Source organism: Nocardiopsis sp. NPDC101807 (assembly GCF_044766605.1).
GTDB classification, from domain to species: Bacteria; Actinomycetota; Actinomycetes; order Streptosporangiales; family Streptosporangiaceae; genus Nocardiopsis; species Nocardiopsis tropica.
Genome location: NZ_JBIWMK010000003.1, coordinates 286,773 through 313,771 on the forward strand (window position 1 = coordinate 286,773; position 26,999 = coordinate 313,771).

Consider the following 26,999-nt stretch of genomic DNA (forward strand, 5'->3'; position numbering starts at 1 on the left):
CATGGGCCGCACCATCACCGAGAAGATCCTCGGCCGGACGGCCGGGGGCCCGCCGGTCCGCGCCCGCGACAACCGCGCCTTCCGCCCCGACCACATGATCGCCTACGACTTCCCCGGGTACACCGACGTGATGTTCCGCCAGATGCACGACGACTTCGGCATCACGGAACTGGACGACCCCGAGCGCTACCTGGTCTTCATCGACCACATGCTCACCCGGGGCGACGCCAAGGAGGAGGCGGTCCACCAGGTCACCCGGGACTGGTGCGACTTCTACGGGATCACCCTGCACGAGGCCGAGGGGATCGGCCACCAGGTCGCCGCCGAGCTCGGGTACGCGCTCCCCGGCAGGTTCCTCATCCACTTCGACGGCCACATCAGCGGGCTGGGAGCCTTCGGGGCCCTCGGCTGGGGGGTGCGGCGCGACCTCCTGGAGGCGTGGGTCACCGGACGGATCCACCTGGACGTGCCGGAGTCGGTGCGGTTCGAGCTCACCGGTAGCTTCCCCGAGGGGGTGGACAACCGCGACCTGATCCACACCATCATCGCCCGGCTCGGCGCCGACGGCTGCGCCCACCAGGTCATGGAGTTCACCGGGCCCGGCGCGCGCTCCATGAGCATCGACCGCAGGCAGGGCCTGTGCGGCATGGCGATGTTCACCGGCGCGGTGTCGGCGATCTTCAACCCGGACGAACTCTCCCTGGACTACGCCCGCCGGGTGTCCGACGCCCTCCCCGAACCGCTCTACAGCGATCCCGACGCGGTCTACACCGGCGTGCACGAGATCGACCTCTCGGAGCTGGAACCACAGGTCGTGCTCCCCGGCTCCGCGCGGGGCGCGAACACGAGGGGGGTCTCGGCCCTGAAGGGCACCCCCGTCACCAAGGCGTTCATCGGCTCCTGCGCCAGCGGGAGGCTGGAGGACATCCGCGCCGCCGCGCAGGTGCTGCGGGGCCGCAGGGTCGCCGACGGCGTGCAGCTCAACGTCGTCCCCACCTCGGCCGCGATCCACCGCCGGGCGGAGGAGGAGGGGCTGCTCGACGTCCTGCGCGACGCGGGGGCGTCCGTGGCCACGTCCAGCTGCGACTTCTGCTTCGGCTACCAGAAACCGCTGCGGGCCGGGGAGAACTGCGTGTCCACGGGGGTGCTCAACATCTCCGGGCGCATGGGCGACACGGGCGCCCACATCTACATGGGGTCCGCCTACACCGTCGCCGCCAGCGCCGTGACCGGGGAGATCTCCGACGTACGGGAGGTGACGGGCCCGTGAGTCCGCTGCCCCCGCCCGACACCATCGAGGGCCGTGTCGCCTGGATCTTCGGGGACGACTTCGACATCGACCTCGTCATCGGCGTGGAGAACATCAAGCACTACGACCCCGACGTGCTGCGCAGGGTGTGCATGCGGCACTACGACCCGGCGTTCGCCGACGAGGTGCGCCCCGGCGACGTCGTCGTCGGAGGCCGCAACTTCGGCTACGGGCATCCGCACTACCCGCCGATGGTCGCGCTGCGCAACCTCGGGATCGCGGCCGTCGTCGCCGAGTCCTTCTCCCCCGGCTTCTGGCGCGGGGAGACCTACAACGGCATGCCGCTCCTGACCGTCCCGGGGATCACCGGCGCCGTCCGCCGCTGGGACCGCGTCTCCATCGACTGGCGGCGCCCCGCCGTCCGCCTCGCCCGACAGGACGCCGAACTGGCCGGGGAACCGCTCAGCGAGCGCGTGGTCAAGGTCATCGAGGCGGGCGGCAGCCTCAACCTGCTCCTCGCCGAGCACCGACGGGCACGCGCCGCCGGCTGACCGGCGCTCCCGACCCACCTCACCGACGGGCGGGAGCACCACGCCGACGCCTCGCCCCGCCGCCCCGCACGCACGGGGAGGCGCCATCCCCCCGAGAGCCCACGGCGGGCGCTCGAGCCCCATCCCACCAGGAGGTATCGCCTTGTCCTCTCCAGAGAGCGCCGGGAGCCCCCCGGCCGTCGCCGTCCCGGGCCCACCCGTACGCGACCGGCGCACCGCGCTGCGCGCCGCGGTCGCCGGCGGGGTGGGAACCCTGATCGAGTACTACGCGTTCAGCGTCTACGGGTTCCTGGCCGTCGTCATCGCCCCGCTGTTCTTCCCCAGCTCCAACCCCGCCACGTCGATCCTGGCCACCCTGGCCGTGTTCGGGTCCGGGTACCTGATGCGGCCGCTCGGCGGGATCTTCTTCGGCCGCCTCGGCGACCGGAGCGGGCGCAAGGTCGCCCTGGTGTCCACGGTCGTCAGCATGGGCCTGTGCTGCGCGCTGATGGGCCTGTTGCCCACCTACCCGCAGGTCGGCATCACCGCGCCGATCCTGCTGGTGATCGTCCGCATGGCGGAGGGCTTCTCGGCCGGGGGCGAGATCGGCGGATCGGCCACCTACATCGCGGAGTCCTCGCCGTCCGGGCTGCGCGGCTTCTTCGGCGCCTTCACCCCGACCGGGTCCACCCTGGGCTTCGCGGTCGCCGCCGCCGTGGCCGGGATCGTCGTCGGGCTCCTGTCCCCCGACCAGATGTCGGCCTGGGGGTGGCGCGTCCCGTTCCTGCTGTGCGTCCCGCTGACCCTCCTGTGCCTGTGGGCGCGGCTCAAGCTGGAGGACACCCCCGACTTCCGGGAGATGGAGGCCCGGTCGGAGGTGGCCCGCAGCCCCTTCGTCGACGTGCTGCGGAGCAACTCGGGCTCGGTCCTCAAGGTCATCGGCCTGGCCGTCGCCACCAACGGCACGGGGTACGTCGGGCTGACCTACATGAACGTCTACCTGATCAACGACCTGGGCTACGACTCCCAGCACGTGTACTGGCTCTCGGCGGCGGTCATCGGCCTGGCCTGCGTGTCCATGCCGTTCATGGGCATGCTCACCGACCGCTTCGGGCGCCTGACCGTGCTCACCACGGGGTGCGTCGGGTACGTCCTGCTGGCCTACCCCATCCTGCTGGCCATGTCCGAGGCCTCGGGGCTCCTGGTCGTGGGGCTGGTGTACCTGGTGTTCATGGTCCTCAACGCGGCGCTGCAGGTCCCCGCCTTCCCGCTGTTCACCGAGCTCTTCCCGCGGGCGGTCCGCTACACCGGCGTCTCCCTCGGCTTCAACGTCGGGACCATCGTCGCCGGGGGGACGGCCCCCTACATCGCGGCCCAGCTGGTCGCGTCCACGGGCAACCCGGTCTCCCCGGCGTACTGGGTGATGGGGGTGGCGGCGGTCGGCCTGCTCACCGCGCTGACCCTGCGCTCCAACCGCTCGGGCGAACTCCCCGGCTGAGGTCGCCTCCGGCCGACCGCGCGGCGGCGGGGCCCCGCACGACGCTTCCCGGTCGTGCGGGGGCTCCGCCGTTCCCGGGCCGGGCGCGAACGGGGCGGGGCCGGACGTGCGGGCCGCCCCGGAGGCGGCCGACGGAGGCACGTGCCCGTCCGGGGAAGGCGCGGAGCCTGACGGCCCGCGGCGCCGTCCCTCCGCGCGGACGGCCCGCGCTCATGCGCCGTCCGGGTCCTCCGGCGCCGGGGCGGCCCCTCCCGTCCCGGAGACCAGCTCCTCCCAGAGCCGCCGCCACGGCCCGACGGGGAAGTGGGAGTCCATCCTCGCCCTGTTGCGCCGCATGGCCTCGGCGAACCAGAGCTCGCCGTCCACCCGGGCTCGCATGAGCCCGAGCATCTCCTCTGCCGTCCCGCGCAGGTCGCCGTCCCGGTGCAGGCGTGCGCACAGGAACGCGTCGCCGTAGATGTCGGGGAAGGCGTGGAAGTCGCCGACCGCGCTGGGCAGGCCCGCGACGGTGGCCAGCGCGGGCCCCAGACCCACGCTCTCCACGTCCGGGCGGTTGGGTGTGAACAGCACCCCTCCGCCCGTGGCGGCGCTCACGCGCAGGAGGTCGACCTCGTCGAGGCGCCAGCGCAGATCCGTCCCCCGGTGGCTCTGCAGCGGCACCCCGTCCAGGAACCTCACGTGCTCCAGCACGCCCTCCTGCGAGGACTCGTCGAGCACCTCCTTGGTGTAGTCCGGGTCCTCGCCGAGGTCCCCGAAGACCAGGAGAAGGGGTTCGGGACGCCCCTGCTCCCGGCTCACCTGCCGCATGCGGGAGAAGAGCCGGACCGAGATCTCCACGCCCTTGACCCTGAAGACGCGGACGGGGACCAGCAGCAGGGGTTGGCCGGGCGCGGCGCCGATCTGCTCCAGGAACTCCGTGTGCCGGTCCTGCAGCCCCTCGGGGGGTGCTTCGGGCAGCACGTTGGGGACCGTGACCGGCTCCAGCGGGGTGGGGTACCCGCGGGCCTCGGCACGCAGTGCCTCCGAGACCACCGCCCAGCGGTGCGCGGGGTGCCCTCCCGGCAGCGGGGTGAACTCGTTGGGGGCCGGGGGGTAGACCCGTTCGTCGCCCTCGTGCACGGCGTAGCTGCCGAACAGGTCGTGGTCCCAGAAGAGGACCCCGCCGGGGCGTCCGCCGCCCCAGCGCTCCTCCGCGGCGCGGTGGAGGGCCAGGGTCACCGGGACCGCGTCGGAGAGGGTCATGTTGACCGCCACCACCCAGTCCACGTCGTGCTCGTCGAGCCACTCCGAGAAGTAGGCCCGGTAGGGGCCGGCCAGGGCCTCGACGCGCCGGTGCAGGCGTGCCCTCTCACCGGGGCCGAGGACGTCCGCCCGGGCGACCTGTCGCCGCACGTCGAGGAGCTCCCCCGCCAGGTCCGGTCCCGCGCAGGGCCGGACCCGGCTCACCCGGAGCCAGGGCGGGTAGCAGTCCGCTCCGGCGCCGTCGGGGAAGAAGGCCGGCTTGTCGGGGCGCCACGAGTAGCCGAGGTCGGCCGGGACGGGCTCGTGCGGGTCCGGCCGCCCGTGGAAGCGGGTCACGACGTTGCGGAAGACGGTGAGCAGGCCGCTGACGGGGAGACCGTCTCCGCAGACCAGTGCGATCTTGACCAACGTCCCGCCTTTCCCAGGGTGTCCCCCGAGACCTACCACACCGCATGTCCGCCGCGTGGCCGAAACGGTCCGATCTCCGCCGGAGCGGTGTCCGGTACCGGCGGAGGTGTCGGGATTTCCGTGCGGTCGGGCGACCGGTCGGGCGGAGTCCGGGGGAACGCCGCGGCCCCCTTCAGCCCACCCTCTCCACCCGGGTCGCGCCGGCGGTGAGGGGGGCGCCGTCCTGGCTCCGGGGGCGGAGCTCCGCGAGCGGACGCCCCTCGGCGTCGGTGAGGCGCGAACGGGGCTCGCCGTCGGCGAAGGCGTGGCGTTCCCCCCACTGCCTCAGCGCCACCACGACGGTGAACAGGTCCCTTCCGGCCCCGGTCAGCTCGTAGACGTGCCGCCCGCCGCTGGGGCTGGTGACCAGGACGCCGTGGTCGACGAGCTTGCGGAGCCGGTCGCTGAGGATGTTGCGGGCGATGCCGAGCCGCCGGCGGAACTCGGTGAAGGACGCCGGTCCCTCCATCGCGTCGCGGACGATGAGCAGGCTCCACCGGTCGCCGACGAGGTCGACCGTTCGGGCGACCGGGCACGTGGGATCGGTCCAGCCACGGCCGGTTTCCGTCTCCGCCATGGAAGCCCTCCTTTGTTGGTTGCACTTTGAAACCATTATGCCCTAGCCTCCAATGGTTGCATTTTGAAACCAAAGGGGTGGGTCGTGACAGGGGTGACGAGTGCTCAGCGCACCATCCTGGCTGTGGTGTGCGCCGTGGCGGTGTCCACCGTGTACGCGATCCAACCGGTCCTGGAAGCCGCGGGCGCCGACCTGGGGATGGCGCCCGCGGCACTCGGCCGGCTGGCCGCCGCAGGCCAGCTCGGCTACTTCGCGGGTCTGATCCTGCTGGTCCCCCTCGGCGACGCGGTGGACCGGCGGCGGCTCCTCACCCGGCTCCTGGCGCTCGTCGCCGCGGGCGCCGGGACCACGGCCCTCGCCCCCAACGGTGCGGTGGCGACGGCGGGGCTGGCGACCGCCGGCTTCTTCGCGGTCGTGGTCCAGGTCGCCGTGGCCCATGTCGCCTCCGTCTCCGCGCCCGGCGAGCGCGGGCGCAACATCGGCGCGGTCACGTCGGGGGTGGTGGTCGGCATCCTCGGGGTCCGCGTCCTGGCGGGCGCGCTGGGCGACACGGTGGGCTGGCGCGCCGTCTACCTCGTGCTCGCGCTGCTGTGCACCGTGCTCGCCGCGGCCGTGCGCGCGGGCCTGCGCCCGGACCCCCGCGCCTCCCGCGAGCCGTACGCGAGGGCGGTCGGCGCGATGGCGCGGCTGGCCGTCACCGACCGCCTGCTCCTCGGCCGGGGCCTCATCGCCTTCTTCCTCTTCGCGTCCTTCGGCACCCTCTGGAGCGGGCTCGCCTTGCCGCTCGGCGCCGAACCCTGGTCGTTCGGCACCACGGCGATCGGCCTCTTCGGGCTGGCGGGCCTCGCCGGGGCCCTCGGGGCCTCCCGGGCGGGGAGATGGGCCGACGGCGGCCGCGCCCAGCGGATCAGCGGGTGGTCCCTCGTGCTGCTGATCGCCTCCTGGGCCCTCATCGCCCGGACGGAGCCGACCCTGTGGCCCCTCGTCGCAGGGATCGTCCTGCTGGACTTCGCCGTCCAGGCCGTCCACGTCGGCAACCAGCACCTGCTGACCTCGGCACACGCGGACCGCGCCAGCGGTGTCATCGGCGCCTACATGGCCTTCTACTCCCTGGGCTCCGCCCTGGGAGCCGTCACCTCCGCCTGGGCGTACACCGCCTGGGGCTGGTGGGCCTCCTGCCTGTTCGGCGCCTCCTACGCCCTGGCGGGCCTCCTCGCGTGGGCACGCTCGCGGCCCGGCGCGACCGCCCGACCCGGCGATGCGGCCCGCCGGGAGCGGGGATGACGCCGCGGACCGCATCCGGCCGCGTTCCCGTGAGCGGCCGCCCGCGGCCCCGGTCGGGGCTCAGCCCTCGCGCAGGCGGGCCAGCGCGGGGATCATCCGGTCCCCGATGTCGTCGGGGCCGGGGAACACGCGGGTGACGGACCTCTGGTGCGCGAGCCCGTGCAGGCCGAGCCACAGAGCGTACGCGTCGGCGCCGGTATCGGTGCTCGTGGAGAGTCCTGCCTCGGCGCACCCGGCCAGGACCCCGGACAGGATCCGCAGGCTGGAGTCGCCGAGCGCCACGAGGTCCTCCTCGGTGACCGCGGTGTCGGCGAGCGTGGGCATCCACAGGCCGCCGAACATGGTGCGGTACCGCTCGGGGTGCACGCGGGAGAAGTCCAGGTAGGCGTGGCACACGGCGTACAGGCGCGCCCGGGGGTCCTCTCCCGCCCCCTCCAGTGCCGTGCGCAGCGCCGCTTCGAGCTCGTCGAAGGCCCGCCTGACCACGGCCAGCATGATGGAGGGCTGGTCGGAGAAGTGCGGGTAGATGGAGGGCGCGGCGATGCCGACCCGGCGCGCGATGGAGCGCAGGGTGATGGTGCGCTCGTCGCCCGTCTCGTCGAGCAGGGCGACCGCCGCGTCGACGATGTCCTCGCGCAGGCGTCCGCCCTGGCCGCGGCGGTTGCGGGTGCGCGGAGCCGATGTGTCCTTCGTGGCCTTCATGGTGTCACCTTACAGCTGTGAGTTTTTCCGGAGGCGACCTTGCACCACCAGGGTTACAAGCGTAAGGTTACAGCCGTTAGCCCACATGTTCCGGAGGAGCCCGCATGAACCCCGCCAGCAACGCCACCGTCACCGCCACCCAGATCCTCCTGCCGGGCAAGGTGGAGCCCGCCGGCCTGCAGGTGCGCACGCAGCAGCTGGCCGCTCCGGGGCCCGGCCGGGCCGTGCTCCGCATGGAGGCGACCGGGGTGTCGTTCGCCGAGCAGCAGATGCGCCGGGGCAAGTACTTCGACCAGCCCCCGTTCCCGTTCGTGCCCGGCTACGACGTCGTCGGCACCGTCACCGCCGTCGGGCCCGGCGTGGACGCCGCCCTCCTCGGAGGCAGGTTCGCCGCCGTCACGAAGACCGGCGCCTGGGCCAGCCACCTGCACCTCGACGCCCGCGACCTCGTCCCCGTGCCCGACGACGCGGACCCCGCGGCCGTCGAGACGCTGCTCGTCAACGGCATCACCGCGTGGCAGATGCTGCACCGCACGGCCGCGGTGCCGCGCGGCGGCACGGTCGTCGTCCTCGGCGCCAACGGCGGGGTCGGCACCACGCTGCTCCAGCTCGCCCGGCACTCCGGGATCACCGTGATCGGCACCGCCGCGCGGCGCCACCACGAGGCCGTGCGCGAGCTCGGCGCCACCCCCGTCGACTCCCGCGACGAGGGCATGTACGACAGGATCCGTTCCCTGGCGCCCCACGGCGTGGACGCGGTGTTCGACCACGTCGGCGGCGAGGGCCTCGTCCGGTCCTGGCGCCTGCTGCGGCGCGGCGGCGCCCTCGTCTCCTACGGGACCGCCGCGACCAAGGACGTCGAGGGCAGCTCCCGGCTGCCCGTGCTCAAGCTCTTCGGCCGCCTCGGCGTGTGGAACGCGCTGCCCAACGGCCGCAGCGCCGGCTTCTACAACTTCTGGGCCGGGAGCCGCCGCGCCGACGCCTTCCGCGCCCGGCTGCGCGAGGACCTCGCCCAGGTGCTCGGCCTGCTCGCCGAAGGCGTCCTGACGCCGCAGGTCGGCGCCCGCGTCCCCCTCTCGGACGCGGCGGCGGCGCTGGCCCTCGCCGAGTCCCGCACCGTCGTCGGCAAGGTCGTGCTCGTCCCCGACGCGTAGGGGTCGCGTCCCTTCGCCCGGAAGGGGGCGGGCACCGCCGGGGCCGCTCCGGCCGCCGAAACCTGTGGCGCCGCCACCCGCCGTGCGGCAGACTCCCGGCATGATCGTCGTGCATCCCGTGGTGGAACTCCACTTCGGCGGCGGATTCTCGCTGTGGCCCGTCGGCGAACCCGCCGTCTTCGACTTCCTGCGGCTGCACGGCGGGATGTCCCCCGTCGACATCGGTACGGCGGTGATGCTCATCGCCGCCTGCAACGACGTCGAAGGGCTGTTCCCCGAGGAGCATCCTCCGCGCCCCGCGGAACCGCTCGACCGCTTCCTCCACCCCCTGCTCGCGTCGGACGGGCCCTTCGTGGCCGGCGGGATGCGCATCACCGACACCACGACCGGCGCCGTCCTGCTGCCCGGCTGCTGCAGCGACCTCAACGAGTGGCGTGACTGGCTCGACTACCTCGACGGACGCAGTCGTCGGCTCGACCTCGGCCACGACCCCTTCCCGCTCGTCGAGGTCTCGGGAGGAACCGTGCGCCTGACGCCCGACCAGGAACAGCGGGACGGCCCGGTCATCGAGACCTCCGCTCCCGGGCTCCGCCGGTTGGTGGCCGAGGCCGAGACGGACCTGACCGGTTTCCTGAGGTCGGCCGGGGCGTGGGCCGAGCAGTGCCTCCCCGGGCGTTCCGCGCGGCTCACCGCCGCCCTCGGCCGGGCCCTGGACGTGGCCCCGCCCCAGGTGTCGTGACCCTCCCCCTCGATGCCGCCCGTCGAACGCCGTCCGCCCGTGTGTCCGCGACGCCGGTCCGCCCGGGGCGGCGGCGCGGAGAGGGCCGGGCCCGCCGAATCCGCCGTTTTCCGTGACCCCCGTCGGGGCAGGGGCCCCGTATGGAAGACGAGCCGCCGAACGAACGCCCTTCCGCCCCGGAGGTCTCCGTGACCGTCTGCCCGGACGGTCCGCTGCTGCTGCGCGGCCCCTTCCGGCTGTTGGACGCGGAGGGCGACCCCGTCCCCAAGGGCCGACGGACGGTGGCACTGTGCCGCTGCGGTGCGTCATCCATACGCCCCTTCTGCGACGGCACGCACAAGGAGATCGGGTTCACCGCCCCCGGCGGGGCGGAGGGAGGGCGTCCCCGCCCGGCTCCGCCTGAGCAGACGGGGTGAGTGGGCGGCGGTCGTGAGCCTCGAACCCGCGTAGGGAACACCTCTGCCGGTCAGCCAGGCGGCGAACGCGGGCCACGCGCACACCGCCCGTTCGAGGACCCAGAGCGGCGCGCCGAGCGAGGCGCGCACCGGGAAGACGTCGCGTCCCCCCGCCCTCCTCCTGCCCGCTTCGGCGAGCAGGACGACGGCCCCGGCCCCGGCCGCCACGAGCCCGGGTGAGCGCAGGGCGGCGACGCCCGTGAGGGGCAGCAGTGACAGGAAGAGCGCCATGCGCGCGGGCTGGGCCGTGTCGTCGTACGCCTGGCGCTGCCTCTGCGACCAGAAACGGGACGCCCGGGGCGGCAGACGGCGGACGTACAGGCCGGTCGCCAGTATCTCGGTCCCTCCCGCGGCCCGGACCGTGCGCACCAGTTCGAGGTTCTCGAAGAGCGTGTTCCCGTCGTAGCCGCCGATGCCCAGCAGCGCCGACCGCCGCAGCCCGAAGGTCCCCGGGTAGTCCTGGCCCACGGACCTGTTCAGCAGGGTGCGCCCGGTGTCCCACACGGCGTGCCAGGGCGCCGGGGCGAAGTAGTTCTGGGGCCTGACCAGGTGGGCGCCGTCCAGCAGCCGGGAGACGTGCCCCAGCGAGGGCTCGTCGTACCTCACGTCGTCGTCCGCGATGACGACCTTCTCGCGGGTCGCCGCCGTCACACCGGTGCGGATACCCGCCACCTTGCCGTTCGCGCACGCGTCGGCCCGGTCCGGGGGGATGTGGCGTACCCCCGTTCCGCGCCAGAGTTCCGCGTGCCCGTCGAAGAGGGCCTTCGGGGAACCGTCGACGACGATCACCTCGTGGACCACGCCCGCGAGGAACCGCAGGTAGGCGGTCAGGTCCTCCGCCTCCCCGTCGTCCTCCCACTTCAGCGGGACGACCACGCTGAGTTCGGCCGGGGTGCTCATGTGGCCGCAGCCGTACGGGCGTCCGCCGACGACAGCGACGACTTCCCCTCCTGCCAGCGGCCCAGGACGTGCTCCGCCCACAGGCGGTCCAGGGTCAGGCACGCGGCGGCGCCGAACAGCACGTCGGGCACCAGGTCGGGGTGGTCCGCCGCGAAGGAGCCGCACATGTCGCGGGCGGCGATCTGCTCGTGCGCGGCGTCGGCCTCCACGTGCTCGTCGAAGTAGCGGCGCACCTGGACCGCCACGCCCAGCCGCCGCAGTCCCAGGGAGAGGTCGCGGTTGGGGCCGGTCGAGGTCATCTCGAAGGCCGCCAGATGTCCCAGGAGCGCTCCGCGCAGGCGCCGGTGGAGGCCGAGGAGCGACATCGTGTTGTTCAGGGCCAGCGTCACCGCGGGGACCGACTCCAGGTAGGCGCCGTAGGCGGTGTCCAGGCCGAGGCCGCGCATGGTGTTGCGGAAGAGCTCGGAGTGCATCCTCTCGACCTGCCCCTGCCCGTACTCGTCGGCCTGGATCTCGATGAGGGCGGCCTTGGCCCTGCCCTGTACGCGCGGGACCGCCCAGGTGTGGGGGTCGGCCTCGCGCAGGTGGTACAGGGATCGGTGCTTGACGAACTCCCGGTACTGCCCGAAGGTGGCGTGCCGCCGCATGAAGGCCGACAGGGGCGGCCCGCCGTCGGCGCGGATCATCCCCGTGAGCCTGGTCGGCACCTCACACGGCAGCGTGTCCTCCTGCCCCTGCCGCCCGTGGCCCGGGGCGGCCTCGCGCAGGGCGCGCTCCAGCTCGCCCTCCAGCTCCGCGCGCAGGGCGAGCAGGGCGGGGTTCCACTCCCACGTGCCGTCCACCCCCTCCAGATCCGAGTAGTGGAGCTGGTAGCAGGTGAACAGGGACAGTTGGAGGTCCTCGTCCTGGAGCGGGTCGGCGACCGCCGGCACGCCCCGGGGAAGCGTCGCCTCCCCCTCCAGGGGTGGACGGGTCAGGGAGAGGAGCAGTCGCTCGCTGAGCGGGCCTCGGGGCTCGGGAAGGATCATGGGCGGCCTCTCACGGTTGGGCAGTGCTCTTCGCGGGGTCGGCCTCCGGGGCGACCGGGGCCGGGCCGGGTACGCGCCGTGGGGCGCCGGCCCGGCCGCGGGGGCGCGGACACCTGCCCCGCTGACGGCGCGGCGGTGCCCACACCCCTCTCCGGAGGCTCACTCCAGGACGTCCTTGACCTTGTCGGCCAGGCCCTTGCCGCCCTTGGTGGCCTTGGAGGCCCCCTTCGCCGAGCCCTCGCCGCCGGGACCGGCGAAGGTCCCGTAGAGCTTGGGATCGGGCGGGGGCACGGAGGCCGGTCCGCCGAGCGGGTCGGGCTGGTCCAGGTAGCGCAGTTCGTGCTCGCCGTCGGGGGCGGGCCGGGAGGCCCAGCGGCCCTGGGCGGCGGCCGTTCCGTCCGACAGGCCCCAGATGGTGTTGGCGTGCTCCTGGTCCTCCACGTCCAGGAGTGCGTTGGGGGCGATCTCGCCCTCCAGTCCGTCCTCCTGGAGCTCCTCGATGGCGGCCAGCCACATGTTCTGGTGGACGGTGTCCCGGGCGAGGTTGAACTGGAGCATCTCCTTGACCCCGGGGTCGTCGGTCATGTTGTACAGCCGCGCGGTCTGCAGCCTGCCCTGCGCCTCGGCGGCCACGTTGGCGCGGAAGTCCGCGAGCAGGTTCCCGCTGGCGACGATGTACTTGCCGTTCCACGGGGTGCCGGCGGAGTCCGTGGGCACGGCCCCGCCCCCGGCGATGATGGCCTGCTGCGGGTTCATCCCGCCCACGACGGCGGCGACGGCCGGATCCTTCACGGCCTCGGCGACGGTGTCCGCGGGCGCCCCCTCCAGCAGGCGTCCGACCATGGTCGCCAGCATCTCCACGTGGCCGATCTCCTCGGTCGCCACGTCCATGATGAGGTCCTTGTACTTGCCCTCCATCCGGCAGTTCCACCCCTGGAACAGGTACTGCATGGTGACGGTCATCTCGCCGTAGGCACCGCCGATGAGCTCCTGGAGCTTCATGGCGTACAGGGCGTCCGGGGCCTCGGGCTTGGCCTCGCACTGGAGGTGCTTGGTGTGTCGGAACATGCTCTGACCTGCCTCCTCGTCACCGTTCCGCTCAGGAACGTGCGACCCCACTACCCGGGCTCCGCCGATCGGACACCCTTGTCCGCACGATGGCCGTCCCCCGGCCTCCCCGGGAGGCGCGGAGGGGCGGACGGGGGCTCCCGGGCGGAGGTCCCCGCGCGGAACACACCCGCGCCGCCGTGGCCCCGCGCCGCCTCCCCGGGCGGCGGGGGCTCCCAGCAGCGCGAGCACACCCCTGTCAGCGCCTCTGCCAGGTAGAACTCCACGCGGACGGGAACGGTGGTGGTGTGGAGAAGGTTTCGAGGAACCGACAACCGAGGAGCACCCATGCGAGCCGTCGTCATGCACGGTCCCGGGGACGTCCGCGTCGAGGACGTCGCGGACCCCGAGATCATCGAACCGACCGATGCCGTCATCCGCGTCACCGCCACCTGTGTCTGCGGTTCCGACCTGTGGCCCTACCGCGGCATCGAACAGCAGGACGGTCCCGCGCAGATGGGCCACGAGTACGTCGGCGTCGTCGAGCGGGTGGGGGCCGGTGTCCGCTACGTCGAGGAGGGCGACCTCGTCGTGGGCTCCTTCGTGGCCTGTGACAACACCTGCGAGATCTGCCGGTCCGGCTTCCAGTCCCGCTGCGTCCGCCAGGTCATGATGGGCGCGATCGGCACGCAGGCCGAGTACGCCCGTATCCCCCTCGCCGACGGCACCCTCGTGAAGGTGCCCGGCGAGCCGACCCCCGAGCAGGCCCGCAGCCTCCTGGCCGCCTCCGACGTCCTGGGCACCGGCTGGTTCGGGGCGGTCGCCGCGGACGCCGGGATCGGCAAGTCGGTCGCCGTGGTCGGCGACGGCGCGGTCGGGCTGCTCGCGGTCATGGCCGCCGAGCGCCTCGGTTCGGAGCGGATCATCGCCATGTCCCGCCACCCCGACCGGCAGGCGCTCGCCCGGAGGTTCGGCGCCACCGACATCGTCGAGGAGCGGGGCGCCGAGGGCGTCGCGAGGATCAGGGAGCTCACCGACGGGTACGGCGCGCACTCCACCGTCGAGGCCGTCGGCACCCAGGAGTCCATGACGCAGGCCATCGGCGCCACCCGCCCCGGCGGGCACGTCGGCTACGTGGGCGTCTCGCACGGGGTCGAACTGGACGGGCTGGAGCTGTTCTTCGCCACGGTGAACCTCCTCGGCGGCCCGGCCCCCGTGCGCCGGTTCCTGCCGGAGCTGATCGACCTCGTCATGAGCGGCCGGATCGACCCCGGCCTGGTCTTCGACCTCGCCCTCCCGCTCGAGGAGGCCGCCGAGGGCTACCGGGCGATGGACGAGCGCCGCGCCACCAAGGCGCTCCTCACTCCCTGACGGCCCGCCGAGGGTCCTCCCGCCGCCGGGCCGGAGGGCACGCCGCCACGGCGCCCGTCCGTCCCGGGGCCCGCGAACACACCGTCGGCGCGGACGTGCGCGATACGCAGAACCGTGCGAGCGGCCGACCCGCCTTCACCTCATGTGAGTGGAGTGCTTTCGTCGACACCCTCCACCGCGTCAGCGAGTAGGCCTACAGGATGGGATCACCGTTCTCCAGGTGGACCGTCGTGCTCTCCTGACGGGCTCGTGCGCCATGGACGATCCTGCGCGCGAGCCGGGGGATGGTCACCGCCTCGATCGAGACCACGTCCTGGAACTCGTGCCCGGCCGACTCCGTCAGCCGAGAAGGACCCGGTCCGGCCGCTCCACGTCCTCGCGGTCAGCTCTGGATCAGGCGGCTGTCGAACCCTGAGGCGACAAGGGACCTGTAGGCCTCGCCTACTGGGCCGGGAACGTCCTGTTCGACGGCGAAGCCCAGCTCGGGATACTCCATCACCCGCTGGAGATCGCCGACCATCATGTCGATGACGAGCCCGGCGTCACCGATCTCCTTGACGTAGTCGCCCAGGCTCAGCGGCGCGGAGGCGCACACCACCTCGACCTCGGGCCACAGCTTGCGGGCGGTCGCGAAGGCGCGCCGCTCCATGTAGGGCATGCAGACCAGGAGCACGGTGGCGGGGGCGATGCCGTTCGCTTCCAGGACCCGGCGGGAGAAGGTGATGTTCTGGCCGGTGTTCGACGCCTGCGGCTCCACGAGGATCACGGGATCGGGGACGCCGAGTTCGAGAGCCCGCTCACGGAAGTGCACCGCTTCGCCGCGCGGGAAGATCTCCGCGGTCGAGGGGCTGTTCGCTCCGGTGAACACCAGAGCCGGGAAGAGTCCGGAGTGGAACAGCTCGGCGGCGTGCACCGCGACGCCGATGTCATTACAACCCAGGGCGATCGCCACGTCACACGGTCGCACCCGGTGGTGCATGCGGTGGTACTCCCAGATCAGTTCCGCCTGCCTCCACTGCTCCTGGGTGATGGTACGTGCGTCGTCCGCCATACATTCCTCCTCTGGCCATGGGACCAGGTCTCCTGCTCGGACCTGATGCCCTCGATACTGCGCAGCTGGTGGTCGAGACCGCGGCGGGAGGCGGTTTCGGCGGCTCGGTCGAGGAGCCTCATCCCATCGTCCCGGGTGGCCGGATCGGACAGCAATATGTGGCCTTGGGCAGTGTCCACGCGGACCTGGGCCATAGGTGTGTCCGTGGTACCGCTGTCACGTGAGATGTCGATGCAGTCCAGGGCCCGATCGAACTTACCTGTGCCCCGATGCGCCAGAGCGAGTTTCTGATGAGCTCCTGACCAGTCACCCGGCTCGGCCAGGTCCTCGAATTCCCGGATCGCGGACTGGATGACATACGTGGCATGGCCGTACTCGCCGAGTTTGCTCAGCACGGTACCCACCCACAGGCGAGCACGGGCCCGATCACGGTGGTCAAGCCTCTCATCCACCGCCGCGAGAACTGCGTGGGAGGCCCGGGCCTCCGGGACGTGGAAGGGGCCGGGAGAGCCCCTCCCTCAGCGTCCGCGGCGGCTCTCGGAATCCGTGTCGGCGGCGCCGCGCTCCCGGTCCTCCTCGTCGGTGGCGGCGAGGGTTCCCAGCAGGGCGAGGGCGTCCGCCGAGGGGGTGCCCGGCTCGACGGTGTAGGTGACGATCCACAGCCTGTCCTGCCCGGTCGGCTCGAACACGTCGAAGTCGACCTCGACGGGACCGACGTCGGGGTGGCGGAAGGACTTGGTGCCGGTGCGGTGGCTGTGGACGTTGTGGCGTGCCCAGTCCCCGGCGAAGTGGGTGCTGTGCGCCGACAGCTCCCCGATCAGCGCGGTCAGCTCCCTGTCGAGGGGGTTGCGGCCGGCCTCCAGGCGCATCGTCGCCGCGGTGGTGTGGCGGGCCAGGGGCCAGTCGACGTAGTAGTCGCGGGCGCGGGGGTCCAGGAAGATGAACCGCGCCATGTTGGGCGGCCGCTGGTCGGTGTCGAAGTGCGGCGCGTACAGGGCCCGGCCCAGCCGGTTGGCGGCCACCAGGTCCTGGCGGGCGTTGTGGACGATGGCCGGGGTGTCCATCGCGTCCAGCATCCGCTGCACCGAGGCCCGCACCCCGCCGGGGGGAGGCGAGGCCGCGCGGGCACGGCTGCCGGACGCGGCGCGGGCGAGGTCGAACAGGTGGGCCCGTTCGACCTCGTCCAGCATCAGCGCCCGGGCGATCGCGTCCAGGACGCCCTCGGAGGCGCCGCCGATGTTGCCGCGCTCCAGGCGGGTGTAGTAGTCGAGGCTGACGTCGGCGAGCATCGCGACCTCCTCGCGGCGCAGCCCCGGCACCCGGCGGTCGCTCCCGTAGGTGGGGATCCCGGCCTGTTCCGGTGTCACGCGGGCGCGCCTGCTGACCAGGAACTCGCGGACGGTGTTCTTGTCCATGCCCCCAGGCTAGGCGGAGCGTCCGAGGGGTGGCAGGCCCTGGCGGACCCCCTCAACTGCGGGGTACGCCGGGGCCTGCCCTCACGGCCGTTCCTCAGGTCGCCCGGCGGCTCCCCCGGGCCGGGGTCAGGACCCGCCCAGGGTGGAGACGTCGATGACGAACCGGTACCGCACGTCCGAGGCCAGCACCCGCTCCCAGGCGTCGTTGACCTCGTCGGCGGCGATGACCTCGACCTCCGGGGCGATGCCGTGCTCGGCGCAGAAGTCCAGCATCTCCTGCGTCTGGGCGATGCCGCCGATCTTCGACCCGGCGAAGGAGCGGCGGTTCTCGAACAGCGTGAACAGGGTCACCGACACCGGCTCCGGCGGGGCTCCCACGCTCACGATCGTGCCGTCCAGCGCCAGCAGGTTCAGGTAGGCGTCCAGGTCGATGGGCGCGCTGACGGTGTTGACGATCAGGTCGAAGGCGCCGGCCAGCTGCTCGAAGGTGGCCGGGTCCGCGGTGGCGTGGTAGTGGTCGGCGCCGAACCGCAGCCCGTCCTCGCGCTTCTTCAGGCTCTGGGAGAGCACCGTCACCTCGGCGCCCAGGGCGTGGGCGATCTTGACGGCCATGTGTCCCAGGCCGCCCAGCCCCACCACGGCGACCTTCGTGCCGGGTCCGGCGTTCCAGTTGCGCAGCGGCGAGTAGGTGGTGATCCCCGCGCACAGCAGGGGGGCGGCCTTCTCGAAGGGGATCGCGTCGGGGATGCGCAGCACGAAGTGCTCGTCGACCACGATGCCGGTCGAGTAGCCGCCCTGGGTGGTGGTGCCGTCGCGGTCGGTGCCGTTGTAGGTGTCGGTGAACCCGCGCAGGCAGTACTGCTCGGCCCCCGCGAGGCAGTTGGCGCACTCGCGGCAGGAGTCCACCATGCACCCCACGCCGACCCGGTCGCCGACCTTGTGGGCGGTGACCTCCTCGCCGACCCGGGCGACCACCCCGGCGATCTCGTGCCCGACGGTCAGCGGGTAGGGGACCTCGCCCCAGTCGCCGCGCACGGTGTGGATGTCGGAGTGGCAGACCCCGGCGTAGGCGATGTCGATCAGGACGTCCTTGGGGCCGACCTCGCGGCGCTCGACCGTGCCCGGTGTCAGGGGCGCGGTCGGCGAGGTGGCCGTGTAGGCGGCGACGGTGGGCATGCTTCTCCTCAGCGGTGTTTCTTCGGAACGGCCTCGTCGGCGCCCGGGGCGCGGCGGGGTCGCCGCGCGGGCGCAACGAGGCGGGGGCCGTGACTTCCGGCCTCCTGTCGCAGTGAAACATCCGTGGGAACCCGGGTGGGAGGCCCTGCCAGAACCCGTCACCGCCGCACGGATCCCCTGGCCCGTGCGTTCCTTCCGTCCTCACCGCCGGGCGGGGGCTCCGGCACCGGGCGGCGTGCGGGCGGGCCCTCGATCCTGCCCGGGGGGCTCCACCGGGGTCCGGCCCCGCAGCGCCGTTCCGCACGGTCCGTCCGCACGGAGGAGGGCCGCCACCCCTGCGGGCGGCGGCCCTCCGGGCGGAGGAGCCCCGTTACCGGCGCCCCACCACCTCGAACTCGACGGTGTCGGTGAACTCGCGGCCGTAGGAGTCGGTCGCGGTCACCTCGGCGGTGTGCTCACCGGTGCGCAGGTTCCTGGGGAGGTCGAACCGCCACAGGTGCATCGTCCGGTCGGCGAGGCTGCCGCCGTGCACGAGCTGCTGCGAGACCGCGTACGGGTCGGAGTACTCGACGCCGACGTTGACGTCCTCGCCCTCCATCTGCTGGGTGCGCGTGGCCTCCCCGGCCCGCCCGCCGTCGATGCTCACCTCGACCGTCGAGCCGGTGGAGCCGAAGAAGAAGTTGGTCGTCAGCCAGCTCCCGCCCGCCAGGTCGGAGCGGTCGACCACCAGGGGCTCGTCCAGTTCGGGGGCCTCGCCCACGGGGTCGGCGTTCCACTCCTGGCGCTCGGCGAACCACTCGCGGTAGGTCGGGCTGTTGATGCCCAGCTGCGTCTGCACGTCGTCGGACTCACCGGTGACGGTGTAGCGCTCCCGGAACTCGTTGCCCTCGATGTCCAGCGTCACCAGGCCGGGGCGGCCTCCGTCGCGGCCGATCGCCGTCGGGTAGCCCTCCTCGCCGACCTCGCCGGAGTACCAGTCGCCCGAGACCGCGCCGGCGGTGATGTGCGGGAACGGCAGCCCCTCGACACCGAAGAGGGTGCGCCACCCCTCGACGTCGTCGCCGGTCTTGAGGTTCTCGATGCTGTGGCTGTGGCCGGACAGCGCCACGGCCCTGCGCCCCTCCAGCAGCTCGTGCACGCGGCGGACCTGGTCGACCTGGTGCACCGGGGAGCTCTCGTCGGCGTAGTTGAGCAGGCCGATGTGGCCGGCGACCACGACGAGCTTGTCGCGGTCGACGTGCGCCAGGTCCTGTTCGAGCCACGCGATCTGGTCGTCGTCGATGCGGCCGTTGTACGCCGGGCGGCCCTCCGGGTCGGCGCAGTGCTCCGCGATGCCCGCGGGGCTGTCCTCGGCCGCGGTGCACGGGTAGTCGACGGTGTTCAGCGCGACGACGTGCACGTCGCCGACGTCGTAGGAGTAGTACTCCGGCGCCAGCTGGGCGCGGAAGGTGTCGAAGGAGTGCTCGGAGTTCGGCGCGTCGAAGTCGAGGTCGTGGTTGCCCGGCAGGAAGCGGGCCGGACCGTTGGTCTCGGCGACCAGGTCCTTGATGGCGGGGTAGAGCGACAGGTCGTCGCCCACGACGTCGCCGACGAACAGGGTGCCGCAGCCGGCGTAGTCGTCGCGCTCGGCCAGGTCCCTGATCGCGCCGGCCCGCGCGTACTCCACCTCCTGCTCGTCGTAGGTCTGCAGGTCTCCGGCGATGACGCAGCTCTGGTCCGAGTCGCCGGTCTCCCCGCTCTCGACGACCGGGAAGTTGATCGCGGACGGCAGCGGTCCGGTGGGCTCGATGCCGCCGTAGCGCAGCTCCGGGGACCCCTCGGGCAGGTGGTTGTAGTGGAACTGGGGGATGTTGTGCTCGTCCATCGGCACCTGGTAGCCCGAGGGCTGCGTGACCGACACCGTCATGTTGTCGAACACGGGCAGCTCATACCGGCCCCGCCGGTCGGTGCGGACCACGTCGCGGCCGTTGGTGACCACGACGCCGGCCAGGCCGTCCTCGCCGCGGTCGCTGACGCTGTCGCGGTCGGCGTCGACGAACACCCGGCCCGTCAGCACCGAGTCGTCGGCCGGCTGCGACCGGACGACCTCGATCCCGCCGCGGTAGGCGTCGTCCCCGTTCTCCGACGGCTCTGCCGCGGCCGGGGCGGGGACCATGGTGAGGGAACCGGCGATGGCAGCGGCCATCGAGGCCGTCATCGCGGTGCGAAAGTAACGGCGTGCCCCGGGGGCGCGCCGCGTCTGCGCATGTCGTGAAGGGGGCGTTGGCATGCGGTTGCCTCCGATATGCGGGGGAGAGAAACCGGCCAGGGGGACCGGCGGGAAGCAACCTTTCTCGACAAGACTGAACAAGGAACCAGTTTCCGACCAACAGCCGACCACCGGACGGTGACGACTGGCACGACTCACCGAGCATTTCTCGGCGAGTTCCCTCTCCATGCGTTGCCGACGACCAGGTCCACCATGGTTTTCGCTCCGATTTCTCCTGTGGGTTCTTCCACCGGAGGGAGCATTGCGTCGGCCGTGTTCCCGACACGCCTACTGCCGCCGCCGAACCCGAACGACCGGGACCACATCGCCACTCAGAACGTATACGCACGTCAGCCCAGGTGGAGAAACGCAACTCCGTGCTTCTCCGAGAAAACTCGGGGGGCGCCGCCGGGCGACACGCCCACCGGGGTGCATTTCGTTTATGACCTGCGGTTCCGTTCTGGCACGGCTCCGTCCGACATCACCCGGGCTGCGACGGAAAAGCCCATCGAAGGAGAGGTCCGCAATGGCACGGCGCCTCTCGACGGACCAGGCGCGCACCCGGTGAACTCCCGGAGACCACTGTCCCGGCAAGGGACCGCACGCGAACGGTCCGGACGGATTCGGCGGCCGTGGGCTCCTCACGTATTGCCGCCGGGTCCACCTCTCCACGGGCGTGGTCTCCGACGTCGGACGCCGGGAGCGTCCCCCGGTCCGCCGCCACCCCGGCGCCTCCACCCGTGACACCGTGTCATGGGTTCACCGGTACAGAAGTCACGGGGGAACGGTGACACGGTCCCACTGCCGGGGAACGGCGCGGGCGGAGAGGGTGGCGTCATGTCCTCGGGCGGAGTCCGCGTGGCCGTGTGTCGTCACGCCGGGCCGCGCGACCCGACCCCACCGCTCACCAGAGAAGACAGCCTGGAGCCCGCCCCGCATGACGACTCACCGTACCGAGGGTCCGCCCTCCGCCCCCGACGCCCCGCCTCCGGAGTCCCCGGCCCCCGCCACGGCCGTGGCGGGCTCGACCCCGGTCTCCGAGCGGGCCCTGGCCCCGGACCTGGCCCGGGGCATGATGCTGCTGCTGATCGCGCTGGCCCACGTGCCCTGGTTCGTCTACGACGCCCCCGCCGGCCTGGGCATGCTCCACCCCGCCGAGGGCAACCTCGCCGACAAGGCCGCCCAGGTGCTGTCCCTGGTCGTGGTGGACGCCCGCACCCACACCATGTTCGGGTTCCTGTTCGCCTACGGCATCGGGCAGATGTACGCCCGCCAGAAGGCCCACGGGACCCGCGACAAGGACGCCCGCAGGATCCTGCGCGCACGCCACCTGTGGATGCTCGCCTTCGGCGCCGTGCACGCCCTGCTGTTGTGGCAGGGCGACATCATCGGCACCTACGGCCTCATCGGCCTGCTCATGGTGCCCCTGTTCCTGCACCGCACCGACCGCACCCTCAAGATCTGGACCGCCGTCCTGCTCACAGCGGGGGCCCTGGTCACCGCCCTGTCGGTGCTCGCCACCCTGGTCGCCCCCGCAGGCGCGCCCGCCGTGGACGCGGCCGGCATGCAACGGGCCAGCATCGCCGAGACCGGCTACCTGCTCTCCGCTGCGATCCGCTTCCCCACCTGGGTCTTCGCGCTCGGGTCCGGCCTGGCCTCCCTCGCGCTGCCCACGGTGTTCCTGATCGGCGTCCTCGCGGCGCGGCACCGGTTCCTGGAGGACCCGGCGCGTCACCTGCCGCTGCTGCGCAGGGTGGCCGTCCTGGGCATCTCCGTCGGGTGGATCCCCGGGCTGGTGCTGGGCCTGCAGCACGTGGGCGTGCTCGACCCGGTGTACGCCCCGGCGGTGGCCTCGGTGCACTTCTACACCGGGATCTTCACCGGCGTGGGCTACGCCGCGCTCTTCGGCCTGCTCGCCCACCGCCTCGCCGACCGAAGGGGCGGGCCGTCCCTGCCGGTCCGGGGGCTGGTGGCCCTGGGACGGCGCTCCCTGAGCGGCTACCTCGCCCAATCGTTGGTCTTCGCGCCCTTCCTGGCGGCGTGGGGGCTGGGCCTGGGGGTGCACCTGTCCAGCTGGACGGCGGTCCTGGTGGCCCTCGGCACCTGGCTGCTGACCGTGGTCGGGGCGTACCTGCTCGACCGGGCGGGGCGGCGCGGGCCCGCCGAGGTCCTGCTCCGCAACCTCACCTACCGCAGGGCGGGCCGCCTGGTCCGCACCACCGGGGCCCAGGGGGCACCGCCGTCCTCACGGCCGTAGCCCGGCCCCGGGGCCCGGTCCTCCCGGAGCCGCGGACGGCCGGGCCGAGGGGGTCCGCCGCAGGGGGCAGCGGCGGACCCCGCCGGAGGTCACCGTGGCGCCACGACAGCCCCCGAGCGCGCCCGTCCCCGGGGACCCCCGCCTGGCCGGATCCCCGGGGACGGGCGGCGGCTGTCGGTGGCGGTCACCACGGGAGGTCCGCGCCCTCCCAGGAGGTGAAGGTGCCGCTCGGCCCGTCGGGGCCGAGGCGGGCCACCCGCACCACCTCCCGGGAGGCGTCCTCGACCGTCTCCGTTCCCTCGAACCCGACCAGGGCGGTGTTCGCGAACCCCGGCGAGACGAGGTTGACCTTGATGTCGGTCTCTTCGAGCTCGACCATCATGGCCAGCGTCACGGCGTTGAGCGCCGTCTTGGAGGCGGAGTAGACCGGTTCGAAGGTCTGGTGGAACGCGAAGGCCGGGTCCGCCATGACGGTCAGCGAACCCATCGCGCTCGTCACGTTCACGACCCGTGCGTCGGAGGACGCGCGGAGCAGCGGCAGCACGGCCTGGAAGACCGCGAGCGGGCCGAGGACGTTCACCTCCCAGACCGCCCGCATCTCGTCGAGCGAGACCGTGCTCGGCCGGGCCGTGGCCCGGAGCTGGGCCATGGTGAGGTCGGTGCGGGTGGAGGAGATGGCGGCGTTGTTGACGAGGAGGTCGAGCCGTCCGGCCTCCGCCTCGATCCTCTCGGCTGCCGCGGCGACGGACCCCGGGTCGGTCACGTCGAGCTGAAGTGCGGTGGCGCCGTCGCCGATCTCGGCGGCGGCCGACTCACCGCGGGCGAGATCGCGGGAACCGAGGAACACGGCGACCCCGTCGGAAACCAGCTCCCCGGCCACGTGCCTGCCCATACCCTGGTTGGCCCCGGTGACCAGGGCGACGCGGTTCTCGGGCATGTGAGGACTCCTCGGATGTCAGGGGTGCGGTGATCGGGCGCCCGTGTCCGGGCGCCCGACGACCACTGTGCGGGAGCCGCGCCGGGCGGGGAAGAGACTGTCGATCCCGGGACCGGCAGGGCCAGGCAGGGAAGCCCCGCGGCCGGGGTCGCACGGAGTGCCCCGGGTATCATCGGGCGCATGCCGACCGGGCCGAGAACGGACCTCGGGGAGTTCCTGCGCGGTCGAAGGGCCGTGATGGCTCCCCCCGAGCCGTCAGCCACCGTGCGGGCCTCCCATCGCCGGGTCCCCGGACTGAGACGGGAGGAACTGGCCGAGGGCGCCGGGATCTCCGTCGACTACTACACCCGCCTCGAACAGGGGCGGGCGCCGCGCCCGTCCCGGGAGGTGCTCTCCGCCCTGGCGCAGGTCCTGGGGCTCACCGCCGGAGAGCGCGGCCACCTGTTCCGGCTCGCCGGCGAACTGCCGCCCGAGCCGTTCGCACCGGGCAGCGAGATCCGGCCGGGCCTGCTCCAGCTCCTGCGCAACCTCGACGCCACCGTCCCGGTCACCGTTCACGACGGCCGCCTGGACGTGATGGCGCGCAACGCGGCCGCGGCCGAGCTCCTCGGTCCGCTCCCCGGCGAAGGCCGTTTCCGGCGCAGCATCGTCCACCACGGTTTCACCTCCCACGCCCGCCGTGTCCTCGGCGAGGAGGGGGCGCACCGGTACGCCCGATGGGCCACGGCGGAGTTGCGCTCGTCGATGGGCCGCTACCCGGACGACGGGTACCTGAGGTCCCTGCACGCGGAACTCTCGGCGACCAGTGCCGACTTCCGGTCCTTCTGGGCCCGGGGGGAGGTCGGGGTGGGACACTCCGCCGTCAAGCACCTGCTCCACCCGACCCGGGGGTGGCAGACCTTCCAGAGCGAGATGCTGCACGACGCCGAGCGGGACCACTGGACGGTGATCTACGCGTCCGCGGGATGACCGCACGGGGTCGGGTGCGGATCCGGAAGCCAGGACCGGCGGGATCGTCGTCGTGCCGTCCCCTCCCCCTCAACGCCCGGAGCAGGACCGTCCCCCGCCGGGCGACTCCCGGTCAGCGGATGTCGCGCCGATCCAGAACGGCCGCGGTGCCCGAGGTCACCGCGACAGCCCCTGCACTCTCCCGGACACCCACCCAGTCCAGAACCGCGTCTTCCCGCCGCCGGTGCGGAGAAGAGGGCGCGGGCGTGACTCCGCGGGTGCTCCCCCGCGGATGCGGCCGCGGTCCACGGCCCGGCACGCATGGGGGACGATTCCCTTCCGGGCGATTCCCCCGTCCCCGGGCCCGATCCGAAAGGCGTCGGCACACAGGTCCGGCCCGGAAAGGCGGACGTGTTTCCCGGACGGGAGCCCCTCCGCCGCAGTGTTGCGGGCCGCAGGGGCCTCCGCCGCCGTGGGGGAATGTGTTCACTTCACACATATGAGCCCTTCCTGGCGCCGACAGGTCTCCTTCCTTCCCGGCTTATCGGGCGTGCGTGGCGACATCGCCCCCACGGCCGCCGATCCGGGCCCGGCAGCACCGGGGTTCCCGGTATTCGCAAAACGGGGACAGCGGACGACCGCGGTGCTACCGTCCTGCGCAAGCTCTCCCCCTTTTCACTCACGAACGAATGTCCCGGCAGAACGACAACAATGCCGCACCCCCGCCCGGCCGGGAAACACCCTCATGAATACCGGAGAAACGATGACCCGAATCGACTTCGACGTGTTCTACCGGAGCAGTCCGAACGGCTCCGCACGCCTCGATGAGACCCCGTGGAACGGCGCCCGCCCCCACGGAGGACTGGTCGCGATCCAGGACGAGGGGGGAATCCGTTCACCTGTGCTGGAGGTCGGGTGCGGGTCGGGGGACAACGCCGTCCACCTCGCCCGCCACGGTCACCGGGTGGTCGCCGTCGACGCCTCCCCCACCGCCGTGGCGGAGGCGGTCCTGCGCGCGCAGGGGGCCCGGGTGCCCGTGGAGTTCCGTGTCGAGGACGCCACCCGGATCGATGCGTCGGTGGGCGACTTCTCCACCATCGTGGACATGGCGCACTTCCACCGCCTCGACCGCCCCGAACGCTCCCCGTACCTGGAGGCACTGCACGCGGTGAGCCACCCCGGGACCTGGCTGGTCCTCCTCGGCCTCTCGGACCGCTCCCCCGGGTCCGCACCCGGTAGGCGCCGACTGTCCGAACACGAGCTGCGCACGTCCCTGTCCGCGGCCGGGTGGTGGATCAGGAGCATGCGCGCCTCGGTCCTGGACACCCCCTCCCCGGCCGGGGGCGACCCGGCGTGGCTGGTCGAGGCCGAACGGCTCTGACCGGGACCACCCGGCCCCGCAGGGGGCCGGGCCCGAGCGGGCGCCCCGCCCCGTGGGGCGCCCGCTCATGCCCACACCCGGTCGGCCGCGGCCTCCGCGTCCGCCACCAGGCGGGGCACGTCCACGCCGGCCAGCCTCCCCCCGCTCTTGCGCGGTATCCCGTCCACGTACACGTCCGTGACGTTGTCCGGGCGACCGTTGAGGACCAGTTGCGCCGGCCAGTCACCGCGCGGGGCGAAGTTCAGCGCCCGCGGTTCGAGCACGACCACGTCCGCGCGTTTGCCGGGTGTGAGCGAGCCCAGGCGATCGGCCTCCCCGATCGCCCGGGCGCCGTCCAGGGTGGCCATCGCCAACGCCTCCCGGGGGCCGGGATACGCCCCGGCGTCCAGGGAGACGGCCCTCTGCAGTCCCACGGCCGCCTTCATGGAGGCGAACATGTCCCCGCTGTCGTTGGTGCCTCCGTCCTGGCCCAGGCCGGCCCGGATCCCCCGCCTGCGGAACTCCGGCAGCGGCATCACCCCCGTCGCCAGGCGCATGTTGCTCAGGGGGCAGTGGGCGACGGCGGCACCCCTGCGGGCGAGCAGGTCCAGCTCCGCGCCGGTGATGTGGATGACGTGGTTGAGCAGCGTACGCGGACCCAGCGCGCCGGCCTCGTCGAGCATCCCGACGGGGTCGCCCGCACGGTCGTCGGGGTGTTCGAGCAGGTGGAGGTTGAGGCCCACCCCCAGTTCCCGGGCCAGGTCGGCGTGGGCGCGCACCGTGTCCGCGTACCCGGGGAAGGCGGCCGAGCCCACCTGCGCCGTGCCCCGCGCGGTCGGGGTTACCAGGTCCTGTACGACCTTGCGGACGAGGCCGATGTCGGGCAGCTCCTGGTACGGGGCGTGCACGAAGCGCAGACCGCTCTCGTCCACCGCGCGCACGTAGGCCTCGGACACGGCGAAGTCGACGGCGGGCACCCAGTCGACCACGGTGGTCACACCCGACTGGAGGGCGTCGGCCGCGGAGAGCCGCACGAACCGGTCCATCTCCTCGGGAGCGATCACCGGAAGGACCGGCCCCACGCACGTTCCGTACCAGTCGTAGAACCCCAGCTCGGCGCCGTGTCCGCGGATGGCGCTCTGCCACAGGTGCGTGTGCGCGTCGACGAACCCGGGGAGGACGATGCGTCCCCGCGCGTCGACGGCCTCCGTGCCGGGACCGCGGCGCAGGTCGGGACCGACCGCCGTGATCACGCCGTCCTCCATGAGGACGTCGGCGTGCGCCAGTGCGCCGAGCGGCCCCTCGCCCATGTCCGGGTCCATCGTCAGGACCAGTGCGGCGCCGCGCAGCACGGTGCCGCGGCACGGGTCGGGGGCGCTCATCG

General features: G+C 72.9%; 22 protein-coding genes and 3 pseudogenes. 12 read left to right on the top strand and 13 right to left on the bottom strand.

Going from position 1 to position 26,999, the window contains the following annotated elements; translation table 11 throughout:
- Position 1: 1 nt before the first annotated feature.
- The 3 genes from ACIRPH_RS10725 to ACIRPH_RS10735 all read left to right on the top strand — a co-directional run bounded on the left by ACIRPH_RS10725 (position 2) and on the right by ACIRPH_RS10735 (position 3,277).
- On the top strand, positions 2–1,270 hold the full coding sequence (locus ACIRPH_RS10725) for an aconitase family protein (RefSeq protein ID WP_402912267.1): 1,269 nt from the start codon (positions 2–4) through the stop codon (positions 1,268–1,270).
- Positions 1,267–1,800, top strand: coding sequence for a 3-isopropylmalate dehydratase (locus tag ACIRPH_RS10730; protein ID WP_402912269.1), 534 nt, complete (start codon positions 1,267–1,269; stop codon positions 1,798–1,800). The genes ACIRPH_RS10725 and ACIRPH_RS10730 overlap by 4 nt, the downstream gene beginning before the upstream one ends.
- Before the next feature lie 142 nt (positions 1,801–1,942).
- The gene (locus ACIRPH_RS10735) at positions 1,943–3,277 is read left to right on the top strand and encodes an MFS transporter (RefSeq protein ID WP_402912272.1); all 1,335 of its coding nucleotides are present in this window, start codon (positions 1,943–1,945) and stop codon (positions 3,275–3,277) included.
- A gap of 210 nt (positions 3,278–3,487) precedes the next feature.
- Here the strand turns inward: ACIRPH_RS10735 and ACIRPH_RS10740 are convergent, their stop codons facing one another.
- Positions 3,488–4,927 carry a hypothetical protein gene (locus tag ACIRPH_RS10740; protein ID WP_402912275.1) on the bottom strand — a complete coding sequence of 480 codons (1,440 nt, stop codon included), beginning with the start codon at positions 4,925–4,927 and terminating at the stop codon, positions 3,488–3,490.
- A 172-nt stretch (positions 4,928–5,099) separates the two neighbouring features.
- Positions 5,100–5,543, bottom strand: coding sequence for a winged helix-turn-helix transcriptional regulator (locus ACIRPH_RS10745; RefSeq protein WP_402912278.1), 444 nt, complete (start codon positions 5,541–5,543; stop codon positions 5,100–5,102).
- Between the two features lie 84 nt (positions 5,544–5,627).
- Between ACIRPH_RS10745 and ACIRPH_RS10750 the strand changes: the two genes are divergently transcribed.
- Entirely contained in the window at positions 5,628–6,827 is a 1,200-nt protein-coding gene (locus ACIRPH_RS10750) for an MFS transporter (RefSeq protein WP_402912281.1), read from the top strand.
- 60 nt (positions 6,828–6,887) lie between these two features.
- Here the strand turns inward: ACIRPH_RS10750 and ACIRPH_RS10755 are convergent, their stop codons facing one another.
- Positions 6,888–7,529, bottom strand: coding sequence for a TetR/AcrR family transcriptional regulator (locus ACIRPH_RS10755; RefSeq protein WP_402912284.1), 642 nt, complete (start codon positions 7,527–7,529; stop codon positions 6,888–6,890).
- A 104-nt stretch (positions 7,530–7,633) separates the two neighbouring features.
- Here ACIRPH_RS10755 and ACIRPH_RS10760 point away from each other — a divergent pair.
- Positions 7,634–7,981, top strand: a pseudogene (locus tag ACIRPH_RS10760) (alcohol dehydrogenase catalytic domain-containing protein); the annotation flags it as partial.
- A 74-nt stretch (positions 7,982–8,055) separates the two neighbouring features.
- On the opposite strand, the pseudogene ACIRPH_RS10765 reads toward ACIRPH_RS10760, so the two are convergent.
- A pseudogene (locus ACIRPH_RS10765) lies at positions 8,056–8,172 on the bottom strand (hypothetical protein); the annotation flags it as partial.
- Here ACIRPH_RS10765 and ACIRPH_RS10770 point away from each other — a divergent pair.
- From ACIRPH_RS10770 to ACIRPH_RS10780, 3 genes and pseudogenes are all read left to right on the top strand, one after another.
- Positions 8,126–8,683, top strand: a pseudogene (locus ACIRPH_RS10770) (zinc-binding dehydrogenase); the annotation flags it as partial. The pseudogenes ACIRPH_RS10765 and ACIRPH_RS10770 sit on opposite strands and share 47 nt — an antisense overlap.
- A 100-nt stretch (positions 8,684–8,783) precedes the next feature.
- A complete protein-coding gene (locus ACIRPH_RS10775; protein WP_402912287.1) occupies positions 8,784–9,422 on the top strand; it encodes a hypothetical protein in 639 nt (212 codons plus the stop codon).
- Positions 9,423–9,562: 140 nt separating this feature from the next.
- Positions 9,563–9,838, top strand: coding sequence for a CDGSH iron-sulfur domain-containing protein (locus ACIRPH_RS10780; protein ID WP_402912290.1), 276 nt, complete (start codon positions 9,563–9,565; stop codon positions 9,836–9,838).
- On the opposite strand, the gene ACIRPH_RS10785 is transcribed toward ACIRPH_RS10780, so the two are convergent.
- The 3 genes from ACIRPH_RS10785 to ACIRPH_RS10795 form a co-directional block, all read right to left on the bottom strand.
- A complete protein-coding gene (locus ACIRPH_RS10785) occupies positions 9,728–10,777 on the bottom strand; it encodes a glycosyltransferase (protein WP_402912293.1) in 1,050 nt (349 codons plus the stop codon). The genes ACIRPH_RS10780 and ACIRPH_RS10785 overlap by 111 nt on opposite strands.
- Positions 10,774–11,805 carry an iron-containing redox enzyme family protein gene (locus tag ACIRPH_RS10790; RefSeq protein WP_402912296.1) on the bottom strand — a complete coding sequence of 344 codons (1,032 nt, stop codon included), beginning with the start codon at positions 11,803–11,805 and terminating at the stop codon, positions 10,774–10,776. Before ACIRPH_RS10790 ends, ACIRPH_RS10785 begins: the two co-directional genes overlap by 4 nt.
- Positions 11,806–11,964: 159 nt before the next feature.
- Positions 11,965–12,873 (bottom strand): manganese catalase family protein, encoded by a 909-nt coding sequence (locus tag ACIRPH_RS10795; RefSeq protein WP_402912299.1) that lies wholly within the window; start codon positions 12,871–12,873, stop codon positions 11,965–11,967.
- Between the two features lie 327 nt (positions 12,874–13,200).
- Here ACIRPH_RS10795 and ACIRPH_RS10800 point away from each other — a divergent pair, with 327 nt between their 5' ends.
- Entirely contained in the window at positions 13,201–14,223 is a 1,023-nt protein-coding gene (locus tag ACIRPH_RS10800; protein WP_402912302.1) for a zinc-dependent alcohol dehydrogenase family protein, read from the top strand.
- Between the two features lie 382 nt (positions 14,224–14,605).
- On the opposite strand, the gene ACIRPH_RS10805 is transcribed toward ACIRPH_RS10800, so the two are convergent.
- The 4 genes from ACIRPH_RS10805 to ACIRPH_RS10820 all read right to left on the bottom strand — a co-directional run bounded on the left by ACIRPH_RS10805 (position 14,606) and on the right by ACIRPH_RS10820 (position 20,050).
- On the bottom strand, positions 14,606–15,274 hold the full coding sequence (locus ACIRPH_RS10805) for a YdcF family protein (protein ID WP_402912305.1): 669 nt from the start codon (positions 15,272–15,274) through the stop codon (positions 14,606–14,608).
- A 518-nt stretch (positions 15,275–15,792) separates the two neighbouring features.
- On the bottom strand, positions 15,793–16,689 hold the full coding sequence (locus ACIRPH_RS10810) for a helix-turn-helix transcriptional regulator (protein WP_402912308.1): 897 nt from the start codon (positions 16,687–16,689) through the stop codon (positions 15,793–15,795).
- Between the two features lie 126 nt (positions 16,690–16,815).
- Positions 16,816–17,865, bottom strand: a complete 1,050-nt coding sequence (locus tag ACIRPH_RS10815) for an NAD(P)-dependent alcohol dehydrogenase (protein WP_402912311.1) — start codon at positions 17,863–17,865, stop codon at positions 16,816–16,818.
- 370 nt (positions 17,866–18,235) lie between these two features.
- On the bottom strand, positions 18,236–20,050 hold the full coding sequence (locus ACIRPH_RS10820) for a calcineurin-like phosphoesterase C-terminal domain-containing protein (protein WP_402913284.1): 1,815 nt from the start codon (positions 20,048–20,050) through the stop codon (positions 18,236–18,238).
- Positions 20,051–21,050: 1,000 nt separating this feature from the next.
- Here ACIRPH_RS10820 and ACIRPH_RS10825 point away from each other — a divergent pair.
- The gene (locus tag ACIRPH_RS10825; RefSeq protein WP_402912314.1) at positions 21,051–22,370 is read left to right on the top strand and encodes a DUF418 domain-containing protein; all 1,320 of its coding nucleotides are present in this window, start codon (positions 21,051–21,053) and stop codon (positions 22,368–22,370) included.
- Between the two features lie 184 nt (positions 22,371–22,554).
- On the opposite strand, the gene ACIRPH_RS10830 is transcribed toward ACIRPH_RS10825, so the two are convergent.
- Entirely contained in the window at positions 22,555–23,307 is a 753-nt protein-coding gene (locus ACIRPH_RS10830) for an SDR family NAD(P)-dependent oxidoreductase (RefSeq protein ID WP_402912317.1), read from the bottom strand.
- A 180-nt stretch (positions 23,308–23,487) separates the two neighbouring features.
- Between ACIRPH_RS10830 and ACIRPH_RS10835 the strand changes: the two genes are divergently transcribed.
- Together ACIRPH_RS10835 and ACIRPH_RS10840 are read left to right on the top strand one after the other, a co-directional pair.
- Positions 23,488–24,276: a helix-turn-helix domain-containing protein gene (locus tag ACIRPH_RS10835; protein ID WP_402912320.1), complete on the top strand. Its 789-nt coding sequence runs from the start codon at positions 23,488–23,490 to the stop codon at positions 24,274–24,276.
- Between the two features lie 742 nt (positions 24,277–25,018).
- Positions 25,019–25,636, top strand: coding sequence for a class I SAM-dependent methyltransferase (locus ACIRPH_RS10840; protein ID WP_402912323.1), 618 nt, complete (start codon positions 25,019–25,021; stop codon positions 25,634–25,636).
- A 65-nt stretch (positions 25,637–25,701) separates the two neighbouring features.
- On the opposite strand, the gene ACIRPH_RS10845 is transcribed toward ACIRPH_RS10840, so the two are convergent.
- Complete coding sequence (locus ACIRPH_RS10845) at positions 25,702–26,997, bottom strand: amidohydrolase family protein (RefSeq protein WP_402912326.1); 1,296 nt, start codon at positions 26,995–26,997, stop codon at positions 25,702–25,704.
- Positions 26,998–26,999 lie beyond the last annotated feature (2 nt).

Bases quoted from the DNA above. Each gene is read 5' to 3' on its own strand.
- ACIRPH_RS10815 (WP_402912311.1), bottom strand. From the start codon at position 17,865: ATGCCCACCGTCGCCGCCTACACGGCCACCTCGCCGACCGCGCCCCTG.
- ACIRPH_RS10845 (WP_402912326.1), bottom strand. From the start codon at position 26,997: ATGAGCGCCCCCGACCCGTGCCGCGGCACCGTGCTGCGCGGCGCCGCA.
- ACIRPH_RS10830 (WP_402912317.1), bottom strand. From the start codon at position 23,307: ATGCCCGAGAACCGCGTCGCCCTGGTCACCGGGGCCAACCAGGGTATG.
- ACIRPH_RS10785 (WP_402912293.1), bottom strand. From the start codon at position 10,777: ATGAGCACCCCGGCCGAACTCAGCGTGGTCGTCCCGCTGAAGTGGGAG.
- ACIRPH_RS10775 (WP_402912287.1), top strand. From the start codon at position 8,784: ATGATCGTCGTGCATCCCGTGGTGGAACTCCACTTCGGCGGCGGATTC.
- ACIRPH_RS10745 (WP_402912278.1), bottom strand. From the start codon at position 5,543: ATGGCGGAGACGGAAACCGGCCGTGGCTGGACCGATCCCACGTGCCCG.
- ACIRPH_RS10755 (WP_402912284.1), bottom strand. From the start codon at position 7,529: ATGAAGGCCACGAAGGACACATCGGCTCCGCGCACCCGCAACCGCCGC.
- ACIRPH_RS10810 (WP_402912308.1), bottom strand. From the start codon at position 16,689: ATGGACAAGAACACCGTCCGCGAGTTCCTGGTCAGCAGGCGCGCCCGC.
- ACIRPH_RS10780 (WP_402912290.1), top strand. From the start codon at position 9,563: ATGGAAGACGAGCCGCCGAACGAACGCCCTTCCGCCCCGGAGGTCTCC.
- ACIRPH_RS10820 (WP_402913284.1), bottom strand. From the start codon at position 20,050: ATGGCCGCTGCCATCGCCGGTTCCCTCACCATGGTCCCCGCCCCGGCC.
- ACIRPH_RS10825 (WP_402912314.1), top strand. From the start codon at position 21,051: ATGACGACTCACCGTACCGAGGGTCCGCCCTCCGCCCCCGACGCCCCG.
- ACIRPH_RS10835 (WP_402912320.1), top strand. From the start codon at position 23,488: ATGCCGACCGGGCCGAGAACGGACCTCGGGGAGTTCCTGCGCGGTCGA.
- ACIRPH_RS10795 (WP_402912299.1), bottom strand. From the start codon at position 12,873: ATGTTCCGACACACCAAGCACCTCCAGTGCGAGGCCAAGCCCGAGGCC.
- ACIRPH_RS10840 (WP_402912323.1), top strand. From the start codon at position 25,019: ATGACCCGAATCGACTTCGACGTGTTCTACCGGAGCAGTCCGAACGGC.
- ACIRPH_RS10805 (WP_402912305.1), bottom strand. From the start codon at position 15,274: ATGGCGGACGACGCACGTACCATCACCCAGGAGCAGTGGAGGCAGGCG.
- ACIRPH_RS10725 (WP_402912267.1), top strand. From the start codon at position 2: ATGGGCCGCACCATCACCGAGAAGATCCTCGGCCGGACGGCCGGGGGC.
- ACIRPH_RS10790 (WP_402912296.1), bottom strand. From the start codon at position 11,805: ATGATCCTTCCCGAGCCCCGAGGCCCGCTCAGCGAGCGACTGCTCCTC.
- ACIRPH_RS10800 (WP_402912302.1), top strand. From the start codon at position 13,201: ATGCGAGCCGTCGTCATGCACGGTCCCGGGGACGTCCGCGTCGAGGAC.